17 protein-coding genes are annotated in these 16,908 nt (G+C 47.3%); 8 read left to right on the top strand and 9 right to left on the bottom strand.

Annotated elements, in window-relative coordinates; genetic code table 11:
- Positions 1-778 (bottom strand): hypothetical protein (locus C9J01_RS28850; RefSeq protein ID WP_146157122.1); only part of this gene is annotated, 778 nt, incomplete at its 3' end.
- Positions 779-1,193: 415 nt separating this feature from the next.
- On the bottom strand, positions 1,194-2,216 hold the full coding sequence (gene malI / locus C9J01_RS28845) for a Mal regulon transcriptional regulator MalI (protein ID WP_107301502.1): 1,023 nt from the start codon (positions 2,214-2,216) through the stop codon (positions 1,194-1,196).
- A 297-nt stretch (positions 2,217-2,513) separates the two neighbouring features.
- Here malI and malX point away from each other — a divergent pair, with 297 nt between their 5' ends.
- From malX to C9J01_RS28815, 6 genes are all read left to right on the top strand, one after another.
- Positions 2,514-4,085: a maltose/glucose-specific PTS transporter subunit IIBC gene (gene malX / locus C9J01_RS28840; protein ID WP_107301501.1), complete on the top strand. Its 1,572-nt coding sequence runs from the start codon at positions 2,514-2,516 to the stop codon at positions 4,083-4,085.
- Between the two features lie 114 nt (positions 4,086-4,199).
- Positions 4,200-5,372 carry a MalY/PatB family protein gene (locus tag C9J01_RS28835; RefSeq protein ID WP_107301500.1) on the top strand — a complete coding sequence of 391 codons (1,173 nt, stop codon included), beginning with the start codon at positions 4,200-4,202 and terminating at the stop codon, positions 5,370-5,372.
- A 149-nt stretch (positions 5,373-5,521) separates the two neighbouring features.
- The gene (locus C9J01_RS28830; RefSeq protein ID WP_107301499.1) at positions 5,522-5,926 is read left to right on the top strand and encodes a hypothetical protein; all 405 of its coding nucleotides are present in this window, start codon (positions 5,522-5,524) and stop codon (positions 5,924-5,926) included.
- Between the two features lie 102 nt (positions 5,927-6,028).
- Positions 6,029-7,180, top strand: a complete 1,152-nt coding sequence (locus C9J01_RS28825) for an amidohydrolase (protein WP_107301498.1) — start codon at positions 6,029-6,031, stop codon at positions 7,178-7,180.
- A gap of 134 nt (positions 7,181-7,314) precedes the next feature.
- Positions 7,315-8,661, top strand: coding sequence for an MATE family efflux transporter (locus C9J01_RS28820; protein WP_107301497.1), 1,347 nt, complete (start codon positions 7,315-7,317; stop codon positions 8,659-8,661).
- Positions 8,662-8,865: 204 nt separating this feature from the next.
- A complete protein-coding gene (locus C9J01_RS28815; RefSeq protein ID WP_107301496.1) occupies positions 8,866-9,747 on the top strand; it encodes an NAD(P)-dependent oxidoreductase in 882 nt (293 codons plus the stop codon).
- A gap of 83 nt (positions 9,748-9,830) precedes the next feature.
- On the opposite strand, the gene C9J01_RS28810 is transcribed toward C9J01_RS28815, so the two are convergent.
- Positions 9,831-10,304: a GNAT family N-acetyltransferase gene (locus C9J01_RS28810; protein WP_107301495.1), complete on the bottom strand. Its 474-nt coding sequence runs from the start codon at positions 10,302-10,304 to the stop codon at positions 9,831-9,833.
- An 80-nt stretch (positions 10,305-10,384) separates the two neighbouring features.
- Here C9J01_RS28810 and C9J01_RS28805 point away from each other — a divergent pair, with 80 nt between their 5' ends.
- Positions 10,385-11,089 carry a hypothetical protein gene (locus tag C9J01_RS28805; RefSeq protein ID WP_107301494.1) on the top strand — a complete coding sequence of 235 codons (705 nt, stop codon included), beginning with the start codon at positions 10,385-10,387 and terminating at the stop codon, positions 11,087-11,089.
- 111 nt (positions 11,090-11,200) lie between these two features.
- Here C9J01_RS28805 and C9J01_RS28800 read toward each other — a convergent pair whose 3' ends face one another.
- Entirely contained in the window at positions 11,201-11,587 is a 387-nt protein-coding gene (locus C9J01_RS28800; protein ID WP_107301493.1) for a hypothetical protein, read from the bottom strand.
- Positions 11,588-11,857: 270 nt separating this feature from the next.
- Between C9J01_RS28800 and C9J01_RS28795 the strand changes: the two genes are divergently transcribed.
- Entirely contained in the window at positions 11,858-12,721 is an 864-nt protein-coding gene (locus tag C9J01_RS28795; protein WP_107301492.1) for a polysaccharide lyase family 7 protein, read from the top strand.
- A 58-nt stretch (positions 12,722-12,779) separates the two neighbouring features.
- Here the strand turns inward: C9J01_RS28795 and phnE (C9J01_RS28790) are convergent, their stop codons facing one another.
- From phnE (C9J01_RS28790) to C9J01_RS28770, 5 genes are all read right to left on the bottom strand, one after another.
- Positions 12,780-13,595 carry a phosphonate ABC transporter, permease protein PhnE gene (gene phnE, locus C9J01_RS28790; RefSeq protein ID WP_107301491.1) on the bottom strand — a complete coding sequence of 272 codons (816 nt, stop codon included), beginning with the start codon at positions 13,593-13,595 and terminating at the stop codon, positions 12,780-12,782.
- Between the two features lie 8 nt (positions 13,596-13,603).
- Entirely contained in the window at positions 13,604-14,404 is an 801-nt protein-coding gene (gene phnE, locus C9J01_RS28785; protein ID WP_107301490.1) for a phosphonate ABC transporter, permease protein PhnE, read from the bottom strand.
- Positions 14,404-15,222, bottom strand: a complete 819-nt coding sequence (gene phnC, locus C9J01_RS28780) for a phosphonate ABC transporter ATP-binding protein (RefSeq protein ID WP_107301489.1) — start codon at positions 15,220-15,222, stop codon at positions 14,404-14,406. Before phnC ends, phnE (C9J01_RS28785) begins: the two co-directional genes overlap by 1 nt.
- Positions 15,223-15,233: 11 nt before the next feature.
- The gene (phnD, locus tag C9J01_RS28775; RefSeq protein ID WP_107301503.1) at positions 15,234-16,172 is read right to left on the bottom strand and encodes a phosphate/phosphite/phosphonate ABC transporter substrate-binding protein; all 939 of its coding nucleotides are present in this window, start codon (positions 16,170-16,172) and stop codon (positions 15,234-15,236) included.
- Between the two features lie 236 nt (positions 16,173-16,408).
- Positions 16,409-16,720: a hypothetical protein gene (locus tag C9J01_RS28770; protein WP_107301488.1), complete on the bottom strand. Its 312-nt coding sequence runs from the start codon at positions 16,718-16,720 to the stop codon at positions 16,409-16,411.
- Positions 16,721-16,908 lie beyond the last annotated feature (188 nt).

The raw sequence follows: 16,908 nt of genomic DNA, 5'->3' as shown, positions 1-16,908 counted from the left end.
CACCTGCAACGTTACCGTCTTTATCCAATACTTGCGCATTGCCTTTGGCATCAACATCTACCTTGTAGCCCGCTTTCTCTAGCTTCATGATGTCAGACACTTTAACGATATTGCGCTGACCCGGAGTCAGGTTTGAGCCCCCATTACCATTCTTGTCGTCCGGCTTAATCGGAGTTGGCTTCTTACCACCATTAGACTGTTCAGAATCTGAGTTTACAGCAGCGATTGCCTCATCAATTTCACTAATCACTTTAGCATTAGATTCAATTGCTTTTTTGTAATCATCACCGCTTAACTTTTCTTTCATCAGAGCGCTTCGGACTTCGTTAATTTTTAACTCTTTACCACCAATCTCGATGGTAGTTTCACCTCGTTCAGCAGCAACAGCAGCAGCATCATCAACAATAGAAGAAAATGCGTCTTGAGCTTCATAGTCACCAAAAATCGGATCGCCATTTTTGCTCTTCGATTTGATATACATGCTGCCCATGGCATCTTTAATAGCGATTTGAGTTTCAGCGTCTTGCTTAGAAAGATCACGCATGAATTCATAAGCCATTTCACGACGCTCTGCTCGTTGGTCAGAACCACCAGTAGCATACTTAGAGAATGCTTTACCAACATCTGGACTGATTTGAGTAATTTTGGCAGCAATAACATGATATTGAGCAGTAAGGATACCGTGCTCCACTGAGCTACCTTGAGTCTTAGCCTCAATAGCCATTACCGGAGCTGAAATAGCTGATGCTAAAGACAGCGCGATGAGCGTTTTTTTCATTTCATTTCCCACATAAGGTTAGATATTTCAAAAGTGTTTTACATCAAACCTCCTTGTTGACGGGGCGAGATATTAGAGATCACATATTTTAATGTCAAACCTATTTGCGGGAAAATTTCCCTGACCTGTAACCACACAGAGTTAAACCAAGACACTTTACATTTAAAATCATACAAATATGAAGAATGTAAGAATTTGTTAATCTGGACAGGTTTAGAAAACACTGTTGCATTGAATCAATAGCTGCCTAACCAAACACAAAGGGGTTATATCAAATCTCATGTGACAGCTCAGATTTAAGTGCCTGTGGTGATGAAGGGAGCTAGGCGCGTTGGGGCTTGGTGGCAATAGAAGTCAGCACCGAGACAGGCGCTGACTACTTCGATTGATTGTGAGAAAGATATGAAGTTAAGGGTTACGCAGAGCTGCGGATGATCAGTTCTGGGGCCAGTACGACTTTCTCGACTGCGGGTTCTGAGGCTTTCATTTTCTGTACTAACCGCTTACCGGCTTGCTCGCCAATCTCTGAAGCGGTTGATGACATAAAGGTCAGAGGTGGGTGGGTGAGTTCAGCTTCGGCCACATCATCGAAGCCAATTAAGGCAACTTGCTGGCCGATATAATTATCGCGGCCAACGGTGCGGTTGGCACGTTCAACCCCATAGACTGCACCCAACGCAGTCGCAGGACGATGGCATAAGATAGCGGTGATCTTTGGGTGCTGAGTCAGCAGTTCTTGTACCGTATTGGCTGCTGCCTTCTGGCTCCCCTCACACTCTACGATCCACTCGTTTTTGAACGGCAAACCGTATTGGATCAAAGTCGTGCAATAGCCACCTATACGCTCGGCACGAGTGAGTGAATCCCCCAGTCCGCCGACATAAGCAATATGCCTATGCCCTTGCTCGACCAAATGTTGGGTAGCGCGCTTGGCGGCTAGGGTATTATCCGGTACGACATAATCGATATCGTCATTTACCGTTGCCCGGGCCACACAAACCGCAGGAATTTCCGCCTGAGCCAACATATCTATCACGCTCTGGCTCGCCCCGCGCAATGGGCTGAATGCCACCCCGGCAACCCCTTGTTGGATCATCGACTGAACACATTTTTCAAGCCTCTCAGGTGAGTCTCCACACTGGGCAAGGAAAAGCATAAAGCCATGCTTTTCGAGGATCTGGCTAAATCCAGCAGTGATCTCAGTATAAAAGGGATCGGTGATATCTTTAAGCACCAAACCAACTAGGTTGGACTGGCTGGAGCGCAAGTTGGCCGCCGCCTTATTACGGACATAGCCCAGCGTTTTGATCGCCTCATTGACCTTACTAATCGTGGCCTCGGAAATCCGCCCTTTGTTGCCGAGCACCAGTGAGACAGTCGATACCGACACCCCTGCATATTCAGCAACATCTGTTATTTTTACTTTTCTTTGGGTCATTGGCAGTACGTATCCGTCTTTGAGAGCCCAAGAATATTACATGCCAGTAAAACGTTCTATCGAGCTTTTCACACTTTTACCTCGATCACAGTTTAAATCACCAGCGAAAAACCGATCTGATTTCGTGATCAAACCAGCGAAATCAACTGATAAAACGTTTTATCCTTATTGCGTGAACACATTCAGCACGTTGATGCATGAGTAATAACGTCTCTGCCTCAGCGTTTTTTTACAAAAGATTGATAAAACGTTTTATCAACTCTACCTACACAATAATAAGGTTAGGGGTTACCCACTATGTCCAACACATCCAAGAAAACCACCCTATGGGAGTTTTTCCAGAGCCTCGGAAAAACCTTCATGCTGCCGGTCGCCCTGCTGGCGTTCTCCGGTATTCTGCTCGGGATCGGTAGTTCACTATCGAGTAACGCAGTAAAAGAAAGCATTCCGTTTTTGGATTTCATGCCACTGCAATTACTGTTCATGTGGATGACCAAAATCGGCCTAGTTGCCTTTATCTACCTACCGATTATGTTCGCTGTAGCCATACCGCTTGGTTTAGCTCGTGAAGAAAAAGGGGTCGCGGCTTTTGCCGGTTTCGTCGGTTACGCAGCATTAAACCTATCCATCAACTTCTACCTAACAGTGGCAGGCGTGCTGGGCAATGCTGAGCAAGAAGCGGCTTACGGCGTAAAATCAATCATTGGTATCGACTCTATCGACACAGGGATTTTAGGTGCGGTGATTGTCGGTATTATCGTGGCAAAACTGCATGCCCGTTTCTATACCTACAAAATGCCTGATGCGCTGGCTTTCTTCGGTGGTGCGCGTTTCGTGCCAATTATCACCACTGTGGTATTGGGTGTAGTTGGCCTAGTTGTTCCATTGATTTGGCCTTACTTCGCCGCAGGTATCAACGGTGTCGGTACGGCTATCTCTCATGCTGGCCCATTTGGCCCATTCCTGTTCGGTGCCGGTGAACGTCTGCTTCTACCTTTTGGCCTGCACCATATTCTTGTTGCCCTGATCCGATTTACCGAAGCCGGTGGCACCATGGAAGTGTGTGGCAACACAGTCAGCGGCGCACTGAACATCTTCTACTCTGAACTATCTTGTACTACGACAGAAAGCTTCTCTGCTTCTGCAACAGCCTTCCTGTCCCAAGGTAAAATGCCAGCCTTCCTTGGCGGTCTGCCAGGTGCCGCATTGGCCATGTACCACTGCTCGCGTCCAGAAAACCGTGGCAAGGTAAAAGCATTGCTTTTATCGGGTGTGGTTGCCTGTGTGGTCGGCGGTATCACCGAGCCACTTGAGTTCCTGTTCCTGTTCGTCGCACCAGCTCTTTACCTGATCCACGCTGTGCTAACCGGTCTTGGCTTCATGGTGATGGGCCTGCTAGACGTTACCATCGGTAATACCGACGGCAACATTATCGACTTCTTCATCTTCGGTATCCTGCAGGGTACGGCAACCAAGTGGTATTTGGTGCCGGTTGTTGCCGGGATCTGGTTTGCGGTTTACTACTCGGTGTTCCGTTTCGCCATTACCCGCTTCAACCTGAAAACACCAGGCCGTGAAGTAGAAAGCGCAGAGCAAATTGCCGCTGCTGTCACCGGAGAGAAAACCACTGGCTACAAAGGCGATATCATCCTTGAAGCCCTAGGCGGTGCCGATAATATCGAATCACTGGATAACTGCATCACCCGCCTGCGCCTTTCGGTAAAAGACATGTCACTGGTTAACGATACAGTGCTGAAAGCAAATGGCGCACTAGGTGTTGTCAAACTCGATGCCCACAACCTTCAAGTGGTGATTGGTCCTCAGGTTCATTTGGTGAAAAATGAAATCCAAGGTCTGATGCCAGCTTAAATATCAATGTATTAAAAAAATAATTACCTGCGGGGAGCCATTCCCCGCAAGGTATAAGACTGGGCTTTTTCATTAACCAGAGCGCAGTCTTATACGTTGTTCTGCGAGGCATTTATGTTTGATTTTTCCACTCCCGTTAACCGTTACGGCACTTACTGTACCCAATGGGATTATGTTCAAGACCGTTTTGGTGAAGCTGATTTACTGCCTTTTACTATCTCGGATATGGATTTTGAAACCGCTCCTTGTATCCAGCAGGCCTTGCAGCAACGCCTGACCCACGGTGTGTTGGGCTATAGCCGCTGGAACCATAACGATTTCAAACTGGCTATCACTGGCTGGTTTGCCAAACGCTACCGGGCTAACCTCAACCCAGAAACGATCGTTTATGGCCCTTCGGTGATCTACATTATTTCCCAGCTTATTTTGCAGTGGAGCCAGAGTGGGGATGGCGTGCTTGTCCATACTCCAGCCTATGATGCTTTTGGCAACATGCTAGAAGCCAACCAGAGAGAACTGCTTGCTAGCCCCCTGCTCAAAACCGATCAGGGATACCAAATAGACTGGCCGCAGTTTGAACAACAAGCCGCTAGGGAAGATTGCAAAATCCTATTGCTCTGCAGCCCACAGAACCCGACAGGCAGGGTCTGGCGTCGAGAAGAGTTAACGCAAATGGCTGAAATTTGCCAACGCCATAGTGTCAAAGTGATCTCAGATGATATTCACATGGATATGGCATATTCCAGCTACCTTCCTTGGTCGGAAGTGGCCGCCAATGAAGATTGGGCACTGGTGAGTTCAGGTTCGAAGTCATTCAACATCCCAGCACTGACAGGGGCATATGCTTTCATCCCCGAAGAGCAATCGCGCGAGCAATACCTGACACAACTCAAGGCTGCACACGGTTTGTCCTCGCCTTCCATCCTCGGGATCATTGCCCACATTGCCGCCTACCAACAAGGTGACGACTGGCTGGATGCACTCAAGGATTACCTACAGCAAAACTTACTCACCGTTGCCGAGCGACTCAACAGCGCATTCCCGGCCATAAACTATCAAGTCCCGGATGGCACTTACTTAGCTTGGATTGACCTCAACCCGCTCAACATTGATATGGACGCCTTGCAGCACATTCTTATTCACGAGCATAAGGTCGCTATCATGCGCGGCGATACCTATGGAACAGAAGGCAAAGGCTACATTCGTTTGAATGTAGGCTGCCCGAGAAGCAAAGTGGATAAAGGATTGGATGCTTTAATAGCAGGGATTAAGCAACTTCAGCAGTAACCCAAAATCGATGGCGGTACCAAAACGAACGACAATAGTTTTTGTATCGCCACCTCACAATTTGCATTCAGTAACAGAATGGCAATAGTGACTAACTATTCATTTTGATAATCTAATCACTAACAGTCAGCGATTGAGGTTTCAAAGGAATGGTACTGCTCCTGCTATGCATTGTTTGTGGTTTACTTACCCTGTTGGCACTCAAAGAAAGTGGCCAGTTTCGTAAACTATTTGGTGCCAGCGCGCTTATTACTTTTGTAGTAACCAGCTTTTTCTTGTTAGACCATCTAAAAGAAGAAAGGCGTCTTCGTGCCTTAGCCCCTTCTGCGCCTCAGTTCGAGTTTGAAACCCACAGCCACCCAGATTTCCTCAACGCCGAGAGTAATGATTTCAGTGCTGACGATCTCGAAGCCATAGCCTTCGAACTAGCCCGTCAATTGAAAGAATCTGAAGACTTTATCCTCTCTCTCCAGCAACGACTTGAAAGTAAAAGGCAATTTATTCTGGAGAATTGGGATGATGAATTGCCACTGGAGTTGGATTTACCGGAATAACTTGCTCATATGAGTGACTGAACCCTGCGATACCCATCACACCGGGTCAATAGAAATCGGCGTAAGCTATGCAACCTAACTGATATAGCTAAACGAATTGTTATGATTACGCCGATTAAACCCTTTGACCCAATTTCCTTCCGCCGCCACCTTCACCAATATCCAGAGCTTTCCCACCACGAACGCCACACAGCAGACATCATTGTTCAACAACTCCGTCAGTTTGGTTTATCACCGAGGACGGATATAGGTGGACATGGCATTGTGGTTGAGTTTGACAGCGGCCAACCCGGTGAAACCAGTTTGTTCCGTGCCGATTTCGACGCCCTTCCTATTCATGAACAAGCCAATCACGCGCATATCTCTTGTCATAAGGGGGTCATGCATGCATGCGGCCATGATGGGCACACCGCTTCTTTGATGATGGTCGCCAAACACCTAGCCGAACATCCCCCATTATCAGGCCGTGTGTTGTTAGTTTTTCAGCCCGCAGAAGAAACAGGTGCAGGAGCTGCCGCCATGCTGAAAGAATCATGGCTTGCCAATCAGCACATAGACAATGTCTTTGCCTACCATAACCTACCCGGTTACCCGCTCAATACCGTTGTGATCAAACCTGGCACCTTCGCTTGTGCCTCTACCGGAGTCAGCATCGAACTATTTGGCAAAACCTCCCATGCTGCCAAGCCTGAAAATGGTATTGCACCAACTCTAGCGATGACAGAAGTAATCAAGTTGCTGCAAACCTTGCCTGAACAATTTTCCGGAGTATTTACCCTGACGACTGTTGTTCATGCCTCACTTGGCGAAACCGTTAATGGCGAAGCAGCATTTGGGACCGCACCAGGGTATGCCAAAGTACTTGCCACTTTACGCAGCGAAAACACTCAAACCTTAATAGCAATGAAGTCACTCATCGAACAGCAAATCAGCACACTTTGTGAAAAGGAAAATCTCCGATGCGAAGTGTCTTGGCAGGAGTGGTTCAATGCCGCCGTCAATTCACCACTGCATTGCCAGCAGGTTATCACCCAAGCCAAATCTCTCGGATTACCGATTGAACGTATTGATGAGCCGATGAGGTGGTCTGAGGATATGGCTGAATTCCTCACCAAATGGCCAGGTGCCTTGTTCTGTGTCGGCAGCGGTGAAGAACATCCCCAACTGCATAATCCCGATTACGACTTTCCAGATGCACTTATCGCAACCGCCAGCCAACTATTCTGTGCTCTGGTAAAAGGAAATCATAGCTAAGTCACGAACGTGGCTGGCGGTTAACAAATTAGAACGATTATTCGACAAGATGGCTCTGGATGTTAGAGGACCGATTGAAATATAATAATACAATTCGTCACCTCTAATAACTATTTCTGCAACAAGGAGCCCTCTTGCAACTCTCTCCATTTGTAAAGAAAAACCTGAAAATTGCATGGCCGCTCGCCATGAATGCATTTCTTATGCAGTCGATGCTGCTTATCGACACGCTACTTATCTCACCACTTGGAGAAGTTCCTGTTGCCGCCATTGGCATCGCAACGGCCATTGTCGCCTTCCTGTTAGGTTTTCAAAACGCCCTCGCCAACGGCACACAACTTGTGATCAGCCGGGCCTATGGCTCGGGCCGCTCCGAGGCATTAAGCGATTCTATATTGAGCGGAATGGCTATCAACTTTGGTGTAGCTGCCTTATTTTCACTGCTATTGTTCAGTTTCGGCGATGAGTTGGTTGGCTACATTACCCAAGACCCAGAACTTCTTTCATTAACAGTTGGTTACCTACAAATTTCCACCCTTACCCTGCTGTTCAGTGCCCTAACTCAGGTATTGATTGCCTGCTTCAATGGCCTAGGTAAAACAAAAATCCCTTTTAAAGGCTACCTACTCGAATTACCTGTTAATACGGTAGCAACTTACATACTCATCCACCAATTTGGTTTGGGAGTGTTGGGAGCGGCTCTTGGCAGCTTGGTGGCAATTTTGGTCCGTACCGGTTTCCTTGTTTACTGTGTTCGTATCGATGACATGATCACCCTGCGCAAGCCGGGGAAAGTCGGTCATTTCATCTACCTAACCAAACGCCACTTCGGGGAAATCTTCCCGATTGCCGCCAATATGGCGATGCTGGCAGTCGGTGCGACAATATACCAACTGCTTTATTCCCAGCTCAGCCTTTATGCCTACGTGGCGATTACCTTGATCATGCCGTGGATCCGGATGGGTACCCAAATGACAACGGCTGCAGCCCACTCTACCGCTATTCTGATCAGTCAGGCCATCGGTGCCAACAAGCTTGATGACCTGCGGGAAAATGTCGATACCAGCATCAGGATTGCTGTCATCCTATCGATTATCACCAGCGGCTTTTTCTTTGCACTAAGCCTGTGTCTATCGTTTATCTACCCTGAAATGGAACCTGAAACCTTCCAGGCACTGGCTGTTATAGCGCCGCTATACATCTTCCTGCCTTTGGTGCGCGGCTACAACACGGTACATGGTCATGCCCTGAGGGCTTTGGGGAAAACCAAAGCCGTATTTACTATCAACTTCTCAGGCCAATGGTTGGTCTCGCTCCCGCTACTGGCTATCTTGCTCCAATTCTTCGATGCTCCCTTGTTCTGGGCGTTCGCTATCATGCCATTCGAAGAATGTATCAAGGCGATCCCATTCCGCCACTTGGCACGCAAGACGCTCAATGAGTTCGATAAAGACAAAGCTGCCGAGTTGAATTACCACTAAATCGACGTGTTTTTATCTGGGGAGGATATCGCCTAGCACGATATCTCCCCAGATCACAATTCAAATTCCCCTCAGATCTGGTCCAGATCAAAAAACTGTGAACTGGCGAAGATTTCAAAGCAATCTACATTTGCTTTAAGGCGAACAGACGTATATCCTTAAGCCATATAGTCATACAATAGTATTTTTTATTAGGAGTCTGAAATGACTAAACCAGTAATTGGTTTCATCGGTCTTGGCCTTATGGGCGGCAACATGGTTGAGAATCTTCAAAACCGTGGTTACGAAGTTAACGTAATGGATCTTAACAAAGATGCAGTTGCAGCAGTTCTAGCTCGTGGCAACGCTTCTGAAGCAGCTTCTGGTAAAGAACTTGCTGAGAAAAGTGACATCGTTATGCTTTGCCTAACAACTTCTGAAGTTGTTGAGAAAGTTGTTTACGGTGAAACTGGTATTCTAGCTGGTATGTCTGAAGGCAAGACACTAATTGACTTCGGTACTTCTATCCCAGCTTCTACTAAGAAGATCGGTGCTGACCTTGCTGAGAAAGGCGCAGGCATGATCGATGCTCCTCTAGGTCGTACTCCAGCTCACGCTAAAGATGGTCTTCTAAACATCATGGCTGCTGGCGACATGGAAACTTTCAACAAAGTTAAGCCAGTTCTTGACGAGCAAGGCGAAAACGTATTCCACCTAGGTGCGCTAGGTTCAGGTCACGTAACTAAGCTTGTGAACAACTTCATGGGTATGACTACTGTTGCGACTATGTCTCAAGCTTTCGCTGTTGCTAAGCTAGCAGGCGTTGACGGTCAGCAACTATTCGACATCATGTCAGCTGGTCCTTCTAACTCTCCATTCATGCAGTTCTGTAAGTTCTACGCTGTAGACGGCGAAGAGAAGCTAGGTTTCTCTGTTGCTAACGCAAACAAAGACCTTGGTTACTTCCTTGCTCTATGTGAAGAGCTAGGTACTGAGTCTCTAATCGCTCAGGGTACTTCTACTAGCCTACAAGCTGCTGTTGATGCAGGTATGGGTAACAACGACGTACCAGTTATCTTCGACTACTTCACAAACCTTAAGAAGTAATTCGAACATAATTTAACAACGGCGCTGCAGCTTGATAGTTGCAGCGCCGTTGCTGTTTTTGAGGCACTTCCCAGTATCAATCCTTATCGATTGTTCCGAAGGCGGAACCTTATAAACGTCCGCTCATTGACAACCAGCTCTTGCTCTTTGATAAAACCAAAGCGAATTAACGCCCTCCAGTTCTTCCTACTAGGCGGAAACAAGGCGGTCATTGAGCTTAGGTTCATTTCATCAAAAGCGATACGCTCAAACAGTTTGAATATTTTCAAACCGTAGCCCCAATAGTCAGGATGCAGCACCAAGGCAAAATCAGCCTCTCCACTTTCAGGCTGTAGACCACCCCACCCAGCAAATTCACCATTGATCATGAAAGCCCATGGGCCATATCCATGCTCATCCCATAGTTGTTGCTTAGCCTCAAGGAAAACCGTACAACTCGCTTGTGTAAACACATTGGTTAACAATGGTAGTTGTGCCCTAACCTGAACATTATTCATCAAGTCGATAAGCTTTTGCCTCTCTACATCCCATAGGGAGACTAACTGTACATTACTCATCGTCCATTTCTCGGGTCATAATAGAAATACCATGCTGCTATATACTATTCATTATTAATAAAAATATAGAGCCAGATGACATGTTCAAACTCAAATATCGGTATTTAGCTCTTTTAGGCGCAGTGTTTATGATTGGTTGTAGTGGCTCATCCTCAATACGCCAACCTAATACATCGAGTCAAAGTAGCTCAAACGAAAATACAGTGGCGCAATGGGTGGATACCCAAATTTTAGCCCCTGAAGGACTATCCCTTGAGCGAGATAAGATCCGCTACCTAACAGGCAGTACCGATCTCAACAACGATGGTTCTGCTGAACACTTTGTGTTAATCCAAAACAGCTACTTTTGTGGCAGTGGTGGCTGTACTGCGGTCATTTTCGATAATAATGGCAACATCGTCAGCCAAATGTCTGTGGTCAAACCCCCGGTGCTGTTGGCCGATAGTACGAGTAATGGTTGGCAAGATTTCATGGTATGGAGCAATGGAGCATTTCGCTTGATGGCCTATGACGGGAGTTCATATCCAACTAATCCATCTCTCGAACCAGGGGTAGATAGAAGCGCCAGTCAACATGTTGCTATGGCTAAAGTAGAAGAAACCGATTTATACCAGCAAGACGGGTATGATCTAGAGCCTTTAAATACCCACTCAATAACCACAGCAATATGGGCGCCTGCCAATGTTTATGACTTTAGGTTCAAACACTACGGCGATCCGCAGGCGATTTACCATGCACAGGTCGATTTGAACAGCGGAGAGGTGACCATTAAACCTAGATATTAATTAAAAAACCGCTCTCTAAAGAGCGGTTCTCGAAATATTGCCAAATATTGAGACGCTGTCTTATCACAGGAAGCAAATCAGAAGAGGTTGATAAAAGCGCCAGCACACACGTTAGAAATAAACCCTAAAGCCCGCTCTTGCTTCTAGTTCAATATCCAATTCATCCAGATATACCGCAGGAGTCAAATCGACATAGAACCCCATAGGACGAACACGGAACTCGGCACCGATGCCCGGAGTGATCGCCACGTAATGCTTATTGCGATCGACGTATTGACCGCCTAAGAACAAATATAAAGGGGTGCCCTGAACACCGTAGGTTTTATTGACGCCGACACCAAACTGGTCGTCAAGGCTGACATTGATACGAAAACCATTGTGTTTCATATCCACACCCCAGAAAGGGTCACCAACGGATAAACCGATACCGGTTTCAGCCTTCGCCCCCATCGATGCGCACATCCCAAGCGCCAGTAATAGCGTCGTAATCTTTTTCATAATATTTCCACTGCGATAAAAAGCTGAAATATTAAAGCGACGCAAACGCTTAAATGTTAAGAAGTCCGATATTTAACTGACATTTTACAGTGCCGGTTAAGGTTTAATCTTCACAGGTCAATGATTCATCATAATAAAAGCAGAATACCACCCATCCTATAATTGTCGTAAAATGACCTTCCCACGTTTTCTTTATCTCGGTACGGTTTGGCGCAAAATGATAATTGCCATCAAAGAGCGTTATCATTGACTCTCTCTTTAAGGTAACCAATGAGAAAAGCCCATTTATTGCTTGTTAGCAGTATCATTACCAGCCATTTTGCAATCGCAGATTCACTTCAGCAAAGCACATTACCACTTCAGGAAAAAGGATACGCCGAGCCGGTTAATTACCCCCAGTTCAGCCATATTTTATCGTCATCCAAACTGCAAATTTCTACTCCGTATGCCAAACCCGGCAGTAAATATGAGCTAGCAAAAAACGGGGATTTCACCGGTATCATCAATGAACACTTCTATGTCGATAACTCCAGCGAAGCCCTTGTGTTTAATATGGCGGGTTACAAGTTGAGAAATGAGTTAAGGGTGCTGGACAACTTCAGCATTGCCAAACCTGATACAACTTACCAATTAAGTGCCAAACTTCAGCCTATCGACCCCGAAGAATCTGTACGACTTAGCCCAAACCGCAAAAAAGAAATCACTTACCTGCAAGTCCATAATAAAGGTATTGAGGAAGACGGGGCCGGTTATATCCCTCACCCTCTAATGCGAATTACATGGGATCTTGAACGCAATGGTAAAACCGGACACTATTGGGCGGTGGTTAAAACTAATGCCCTCGATTGCGGCAGCACCAGCCAACACCAAAACAGCGTCGAATGTCAAAAGGCTTACCAACATATCGATTTAGGGCCTGCGGACCTAACCCGCCCGACCCAATTCGACATCTCTGTGGGAAAAAACCAGTTGGTCGTCGATGTCGATAGCGAAACAAAATTAAGCCGTGACATTACCTATTGGCAACACCTGCTGAGCTACTTTAAAGCTGGAGTCTACAACCAGTTTGAAGGTGGCAAAAGCGAAGTACACTTCCACCAACTCGATTACCGCATCGAACAACGTGGTAATTAGGCAGATAACAAAAAGGCTCACCTGAGGGTGAGCCTTTGATGTTAACTTGAGTCCCAATTTAAATCAGGGCATAACGGCAGCGTGCCGACACCCACTCGGAGACTACAACGGTGGCTAGGATGGAGATGAAAATCACCGTTACCTGTGGCCATGCCAGTACGGCCATCGACTCCTGAAGCTTTAGACCAATACCACCAGCCCCCACTAAGCCAAGTACTGTCGATTCTCGGATGTTGATATCCCAGCGGAAAATAGAAGTACCAATAAAGTTCGGCAACACCTGAGGCATCACTGCGTAATCGAGGATTTGCAGTGGCGACGCACCGGTTGCAGTAATAGCTGCGACCTGTGTTTTGTTCACTTCTTCAATCGCCTCGTACATCAACTTGGCGACAAAGCCAATCGAGCGCAGAGCAATGGCGATAATACCGGCAAGCAAGCCAGGACCCAGTACAGCGACCAGCAGCAAGGCCCAGATCAACGAGTTGATCGAACGACTGGCCGCAATGATATAAAGGGCAACCGGACGGACAAACACCGTCGATGGCGTGGTATTCCTTGCCGCAAGGAAAGCCACCGGGAAGGCCATCACCACACCTAATAATGTGCCCAAGGTTGCAATGTTGATGGTGTCCCACAAGGGTTGCCACAACTGCTCCATGTATGACCAGCGCGGAGGCCACATCCGTCCGGTAATGTCTGCCACCTGGTTAGGTGCATCAGCTACAAAGAACCACATCGTATCTTTGTTCATCACTTGCCAGCAGTACACACATACTGAGACGAACATCAGCCAGCCAAACCAGCGCCACAAGCTTTCTCTTGCCGAATACTTTTGCCAATGGGCCTGGTAGTTAGATTGGGAAATAGACATACCGGCTCCTATTGAATACGGTTACGGATGATGGCAGAGACATACTCAGCCAACATCACAAGGCCGATAATGATCAGCAAAATAGCGGCCGCCGAGCTGTACTCATAACGGTCCATCGCGGTATTTAGCGTAGCGCCGATACCACCCGCACCGACAATACCGATCACCGCAGATTCACGGAAATTTATATCTAAGCGGTACATACTCAGACCGATCACTCGGGGCATGACCTGAGGCTGGATAGCGTAGTTCACCTGCTGGAACCAACTCGCCCCGGTTGCCTTCATAGCTGTTAGGGCTGCCGGGTCGACAGATTCAATCTCTTCGGCAAACAATTTAGCCAAGAAGCCAATTGTTGCGAAAGTTAGGGTAACAAAGCCGGCAAAGGTGCCGAAGCCAAACAGGGCAACACACAAGATTGCAATGATGATTTCCTGAAAGCTACGGGCAATAGCCACAAAGCTACGGCAGAACAGGTAAACCGGGCGTGGTGCCAAATTACGGGCCGCCCCCAAGCCAAACGGGATAGACAGCAGGACGCCGGCAACCGTCGAAGTCAGGGTCATGGTCAGGCTCTCGACCAAACCAACACTGATATTGTCCCAGCGGCTGAAAAAGTCCGGCTGCATAAACGCCATGATGAAGTTCCAGCCTCGCTCGGAACCTTCATAAACACGCATCCAGTTAATTTCAATCGAACCGATAGCCACATAAAAGTAGATACTGGCCCCGAGCCAAAGTAGCCAACGCCAAAACGGCTGGGCAATAAACGGCGGTTTTTTCCAATAAGTCGGGTAAGTCTGGGCCATTATGCAGGCTCCGCGACAAGCTCGGCCATCACTGGCAGACCCTCTTCTTCTTGGGTCTCTGAAGCACTATGCCAGTCTTCTTCGCCGTAGATACGGGTCAGGGCATCATGGCCTAACTCTTCCGGCTTGCCATCGAAGACAACCTCACCGGCTTTGAGGCCAATAATACGGTCAACGAACTGCTTAGCCAGATTCACATCATGGATATTAATGATGGCAGGCAGTTTGTGCTCGTTGCAGATATCGCAAATCAAGCGCATCACCTGGCGCGCAGTGCGTGGGTCCAATGCAGCAGTCGGCTCATCAATCAACAGTAGTTCTGGCTGCTGGGCAAGGGCTCGGGCAATACCTACACGCTGGCGCTGACCGCCTGACAGGGCATCAGAACGCTTGTCGGCATGCTCCATCAAGCCAACCCGATCCAGCAGTGCATAGGCTGACTGGATATCTTGCCCCGGGTACTTACGCAAGAAGCTGCGCCAAAATGGTACATAGCCCAAACGCCCTGACAGGACGTTTTCCATCACAGTGAGACGCTCAATCAAGGCGTATTCCTGGAAAATCATCGCTATTTTTCGGCGTGATTGACGCAGTTCACGGCTCCCCAGTTTGGTCAAATCCTGCCCCTTGAACAAGACTTCTCCAGACGTTGGCTCGGTTAAGCGGTTTACACAACGGATCAGTGTTGATTTACCGGCCCCTGAGGGGCCGATAAGTCCAACAACTTCACCAGCTTGGATATCCAGCGATACATCACTCAGCGCTTTATCTTTTGGCGAGTATTGCATCGTCAGTGAACGAAGTTGAAGTGTTGACATGGTATTTCCTATTAACGGCAAGCGTAAGAGACGTCGTTCGCCTCATCGATAGTACGGATCACTGCCCAGTGCTCTTGGTAAGTAATAGGAATGAATTGAGACTCGCCGTTACGGGTGAACTCTTCCTCAAGCTTGGTGCCTTTCCAGTCAAAGCTGAAGAATGCATCTTTGATCTTCTCTTGCAACTCAGGATGCAGGTTGTGAGCTACACCGTATGCCGTCGTAGGGAAAGTCTGTGAGGTGTAGATATTCTTGATATCAGACGCTTTAACCACTTCGCGATCAAGCATGCGAGTAAGTACCGAGTTGGCAATCGCCGCTGCATCGTAGTCTTTGTGGGCAACACCAATAATTGAGTTATCGTGTGCGCCAGAGAAAGCGGGGTTGAAATCACGCTCAGGCTCTAGGTCGTATTCTGCCTTAAGGATCGCAGAAGGCGCCTTGAATCCAGAATTAGATGTTTGCGACGTGAACGCTAGGTTCTTGCCTTTCAGATCTTCTACCGAGTCGATGCCTGAATCAGGGTGAGTGATGATTTCCATTTCGTAACCGAAAGAGCCATCTTCACCGGCCATAATGGTAAACGGAACGAAACCAGAACAGTTAACGGCTAGCGGTGTAGAGCCGGTGTTGAAGCCTGCAATGTGCAGACGGCCTGAACGCATCGCTTCGATTTGTGCGGCATTGTTCTGTACCGGGAAGAAACGAACAGACTTACCTGTCTTCTCTTCCATGTGCTCTAGGAACTCGCTCCAGACACTGGCATATACTGAAGGGTCTTCAACTGGCGTGTAAGCAAAGATCAAGGTTGATGGGTTAACCCATTCTGCTTCGTTTTGAGGTAGGTCTGCCGTTAGATTACCAGAGCGGTCTTCGTAACGTGCATCCATTGCAAATACTGACGTAGTCAGTACCAGTGATACCGCTGCAGCTAGTGATTTCTTGAACATATCAATCCCGTTATATATGAGCATGTATAAATTTCATGCTGAATATAGGGATTGCGAATGACAGAAAAGCTTAACTTCGATGATGGAAAAAAGACAAGATGTTTCAAAGTGTTAATCTGACACGTTCTGGTTGGGTTTCATGATATTCCCAACCATTTCACGCCAGTTAGACCACACTTAAGACTTTTTGCTGGTGAAATCTCAAAATAACAGGATAGGTGAACGTAACAAGGTTATTAATAACTGAGTTCGAATTTGACAGCACCGCTATCGATATCGATGTCACTGTCTTCGACTACAGCCCCACCTGCTTCAATCGAGATGCTGAAGTCATCAGTCGCATTGAACTTGAGACCACCGCCAAACTCAGTCGGATCTTCAATATTCTTGTTCTGGTAGATACTGTATTTGTCACGCCCGGTATTATCGACAGGACGGCTACCTTGGCCGACAAATTCAAGTGCTTGTTTAGAGTTCGACTCTTCGATAAAGATCTCACCCAACTCGCGCTCTTTGACCGCATGTGCACTGCCTGCGACCAATAACATTACCAACAGTCCTTGTCGCCAATGACCCTTCATGTATAACCTCACTTCTTACCACATACACCTATGGCATCTATGGCATCTATGGCATCTATGGCATCTATGGCATCTATGGCATCTATGGCATCTATGGCATCTATGGCATCTATGGCATCTATGGCATCTATGGCATCTATGGCATCTATGGCATC

The organism is Photobacterium rosenbergii, assembly GCF_003026455.1.
Taxonomy (GTDB): domain Bacteria; phylum Pseudomonadota; class Gammaproteobacteria; order Enterobacterales; family Vibrionaceae; genus Photobacterium; species Photobacterium rosenbergii.
This window is presented reverse-complemented; position numbering and strand designations above follow the sequence as displayed.

Excerpts from the sequence above, each read along its gene's own strand:
- phnC (WP_107301489.1), bottom strand. The coding sequence starts at position 15,222 with ATGTCAACACTTCAACTTCGTTCACTGACGATGCAATACTCGCCAAAA.
- C9J01_RS28825 (WP_107301498.1), top strand. The coding sequence starts at position 6,029 with ATGATTACGCCGATTAAACCCTTTGACCCAATTTCCTTCCGCCGCCAC.
- C9J01_RS28770 (WP_107301488.1), bottom strand. The coding sequence starts at position 16,720 with ATGTTATTGGTCGCAGGCAGTGCACATGCGGTCAAAGAGCGCGAGTTG.
- phnE (WP_107301491.1), bottom strand. The coding sequence starts at position 13,595 with ATGTCTATTTCCCAATCTAACTACCAGGCCCATTGGCAAAAGTATTCG.
- C9J01_RS28830 (WP_107301499.1), top strand. The coding sequence starts at position 5,522 with ATGGTACTGCTCCTGCTATGCATTGTTTGTGGTTTACTTACCCTGTTG.
- C9J01_RS28815 (WP_107301496.1), top strand. The coding sequence starts at position 8,866 with ATGACTAAACCAGTAATTGGTTTCATCGGTCTTGGCCTTATGGGCGGC.
- phnE (WP_107301490.1), bottom strand. The coding sequence starts at position 14,404 with ATGGCCCAGACTTACCCGACTTATTGGAAAAAACCGCCGTTTATTGCC.
- C9J01_RS28835 (WP_107301500.1), top strand. The coding sequence starts at position 4,200 with ATGTTTGATTTTTCCACTCCCGTTAACCGTTACGGCACTTACTGTACC.
- C9J01_RS28795 (WP_107301492.1), top strand. The coding sequence starts at position 11,858 with ATGAGAAAAGCCCATTTATTGCTTGTTAGCAGTATCATTACCAGCCAT.
- malX (WP_107301501.1), top strand. The coding sequence starts at position 2,514 with ATGTCCAACACATCCAAGAAAACCACCCTATGGGAGTTTTTCCAGAGC.
- malI (WP_107301502.1), bottom strand. The coding sequence starts at position 2,216 with ATGACCCAAAGAAAAGTAAAAATAACAGATGTTGCTGAATATGCAGGG.
- phnD (WP_107301503.1), bottom strand. The coding sequence starts at position 16,172 with ATGTTCAAGAAATCACTAGCTGCAGCGGTATCACTGGTACTGACTACG.
- C9J01_RS28810 (WP_107301495.1), bottom strand. The coding sequence starts at position 10,304 with ATGAGTAATGTACAGTTAGTCTCCCTATGGGATGTAGAGAGGCAAAAG.
- C9J01_RS28805 (WP_107301494.1), top strand. The coding sequence starts at position 10,385 with ATGTTCAAACTCAAATATCGGTATTTAGCTCTTTTAGGCGCAGTGTTT.
- C9J01_RS28800 (WP_107301493.1), bottom strand. The coding sequence starts at position 11,587 with ATGAAAAAGATTACGACGCTATTACTGGCGCTTGGGATGTGCGCATCG.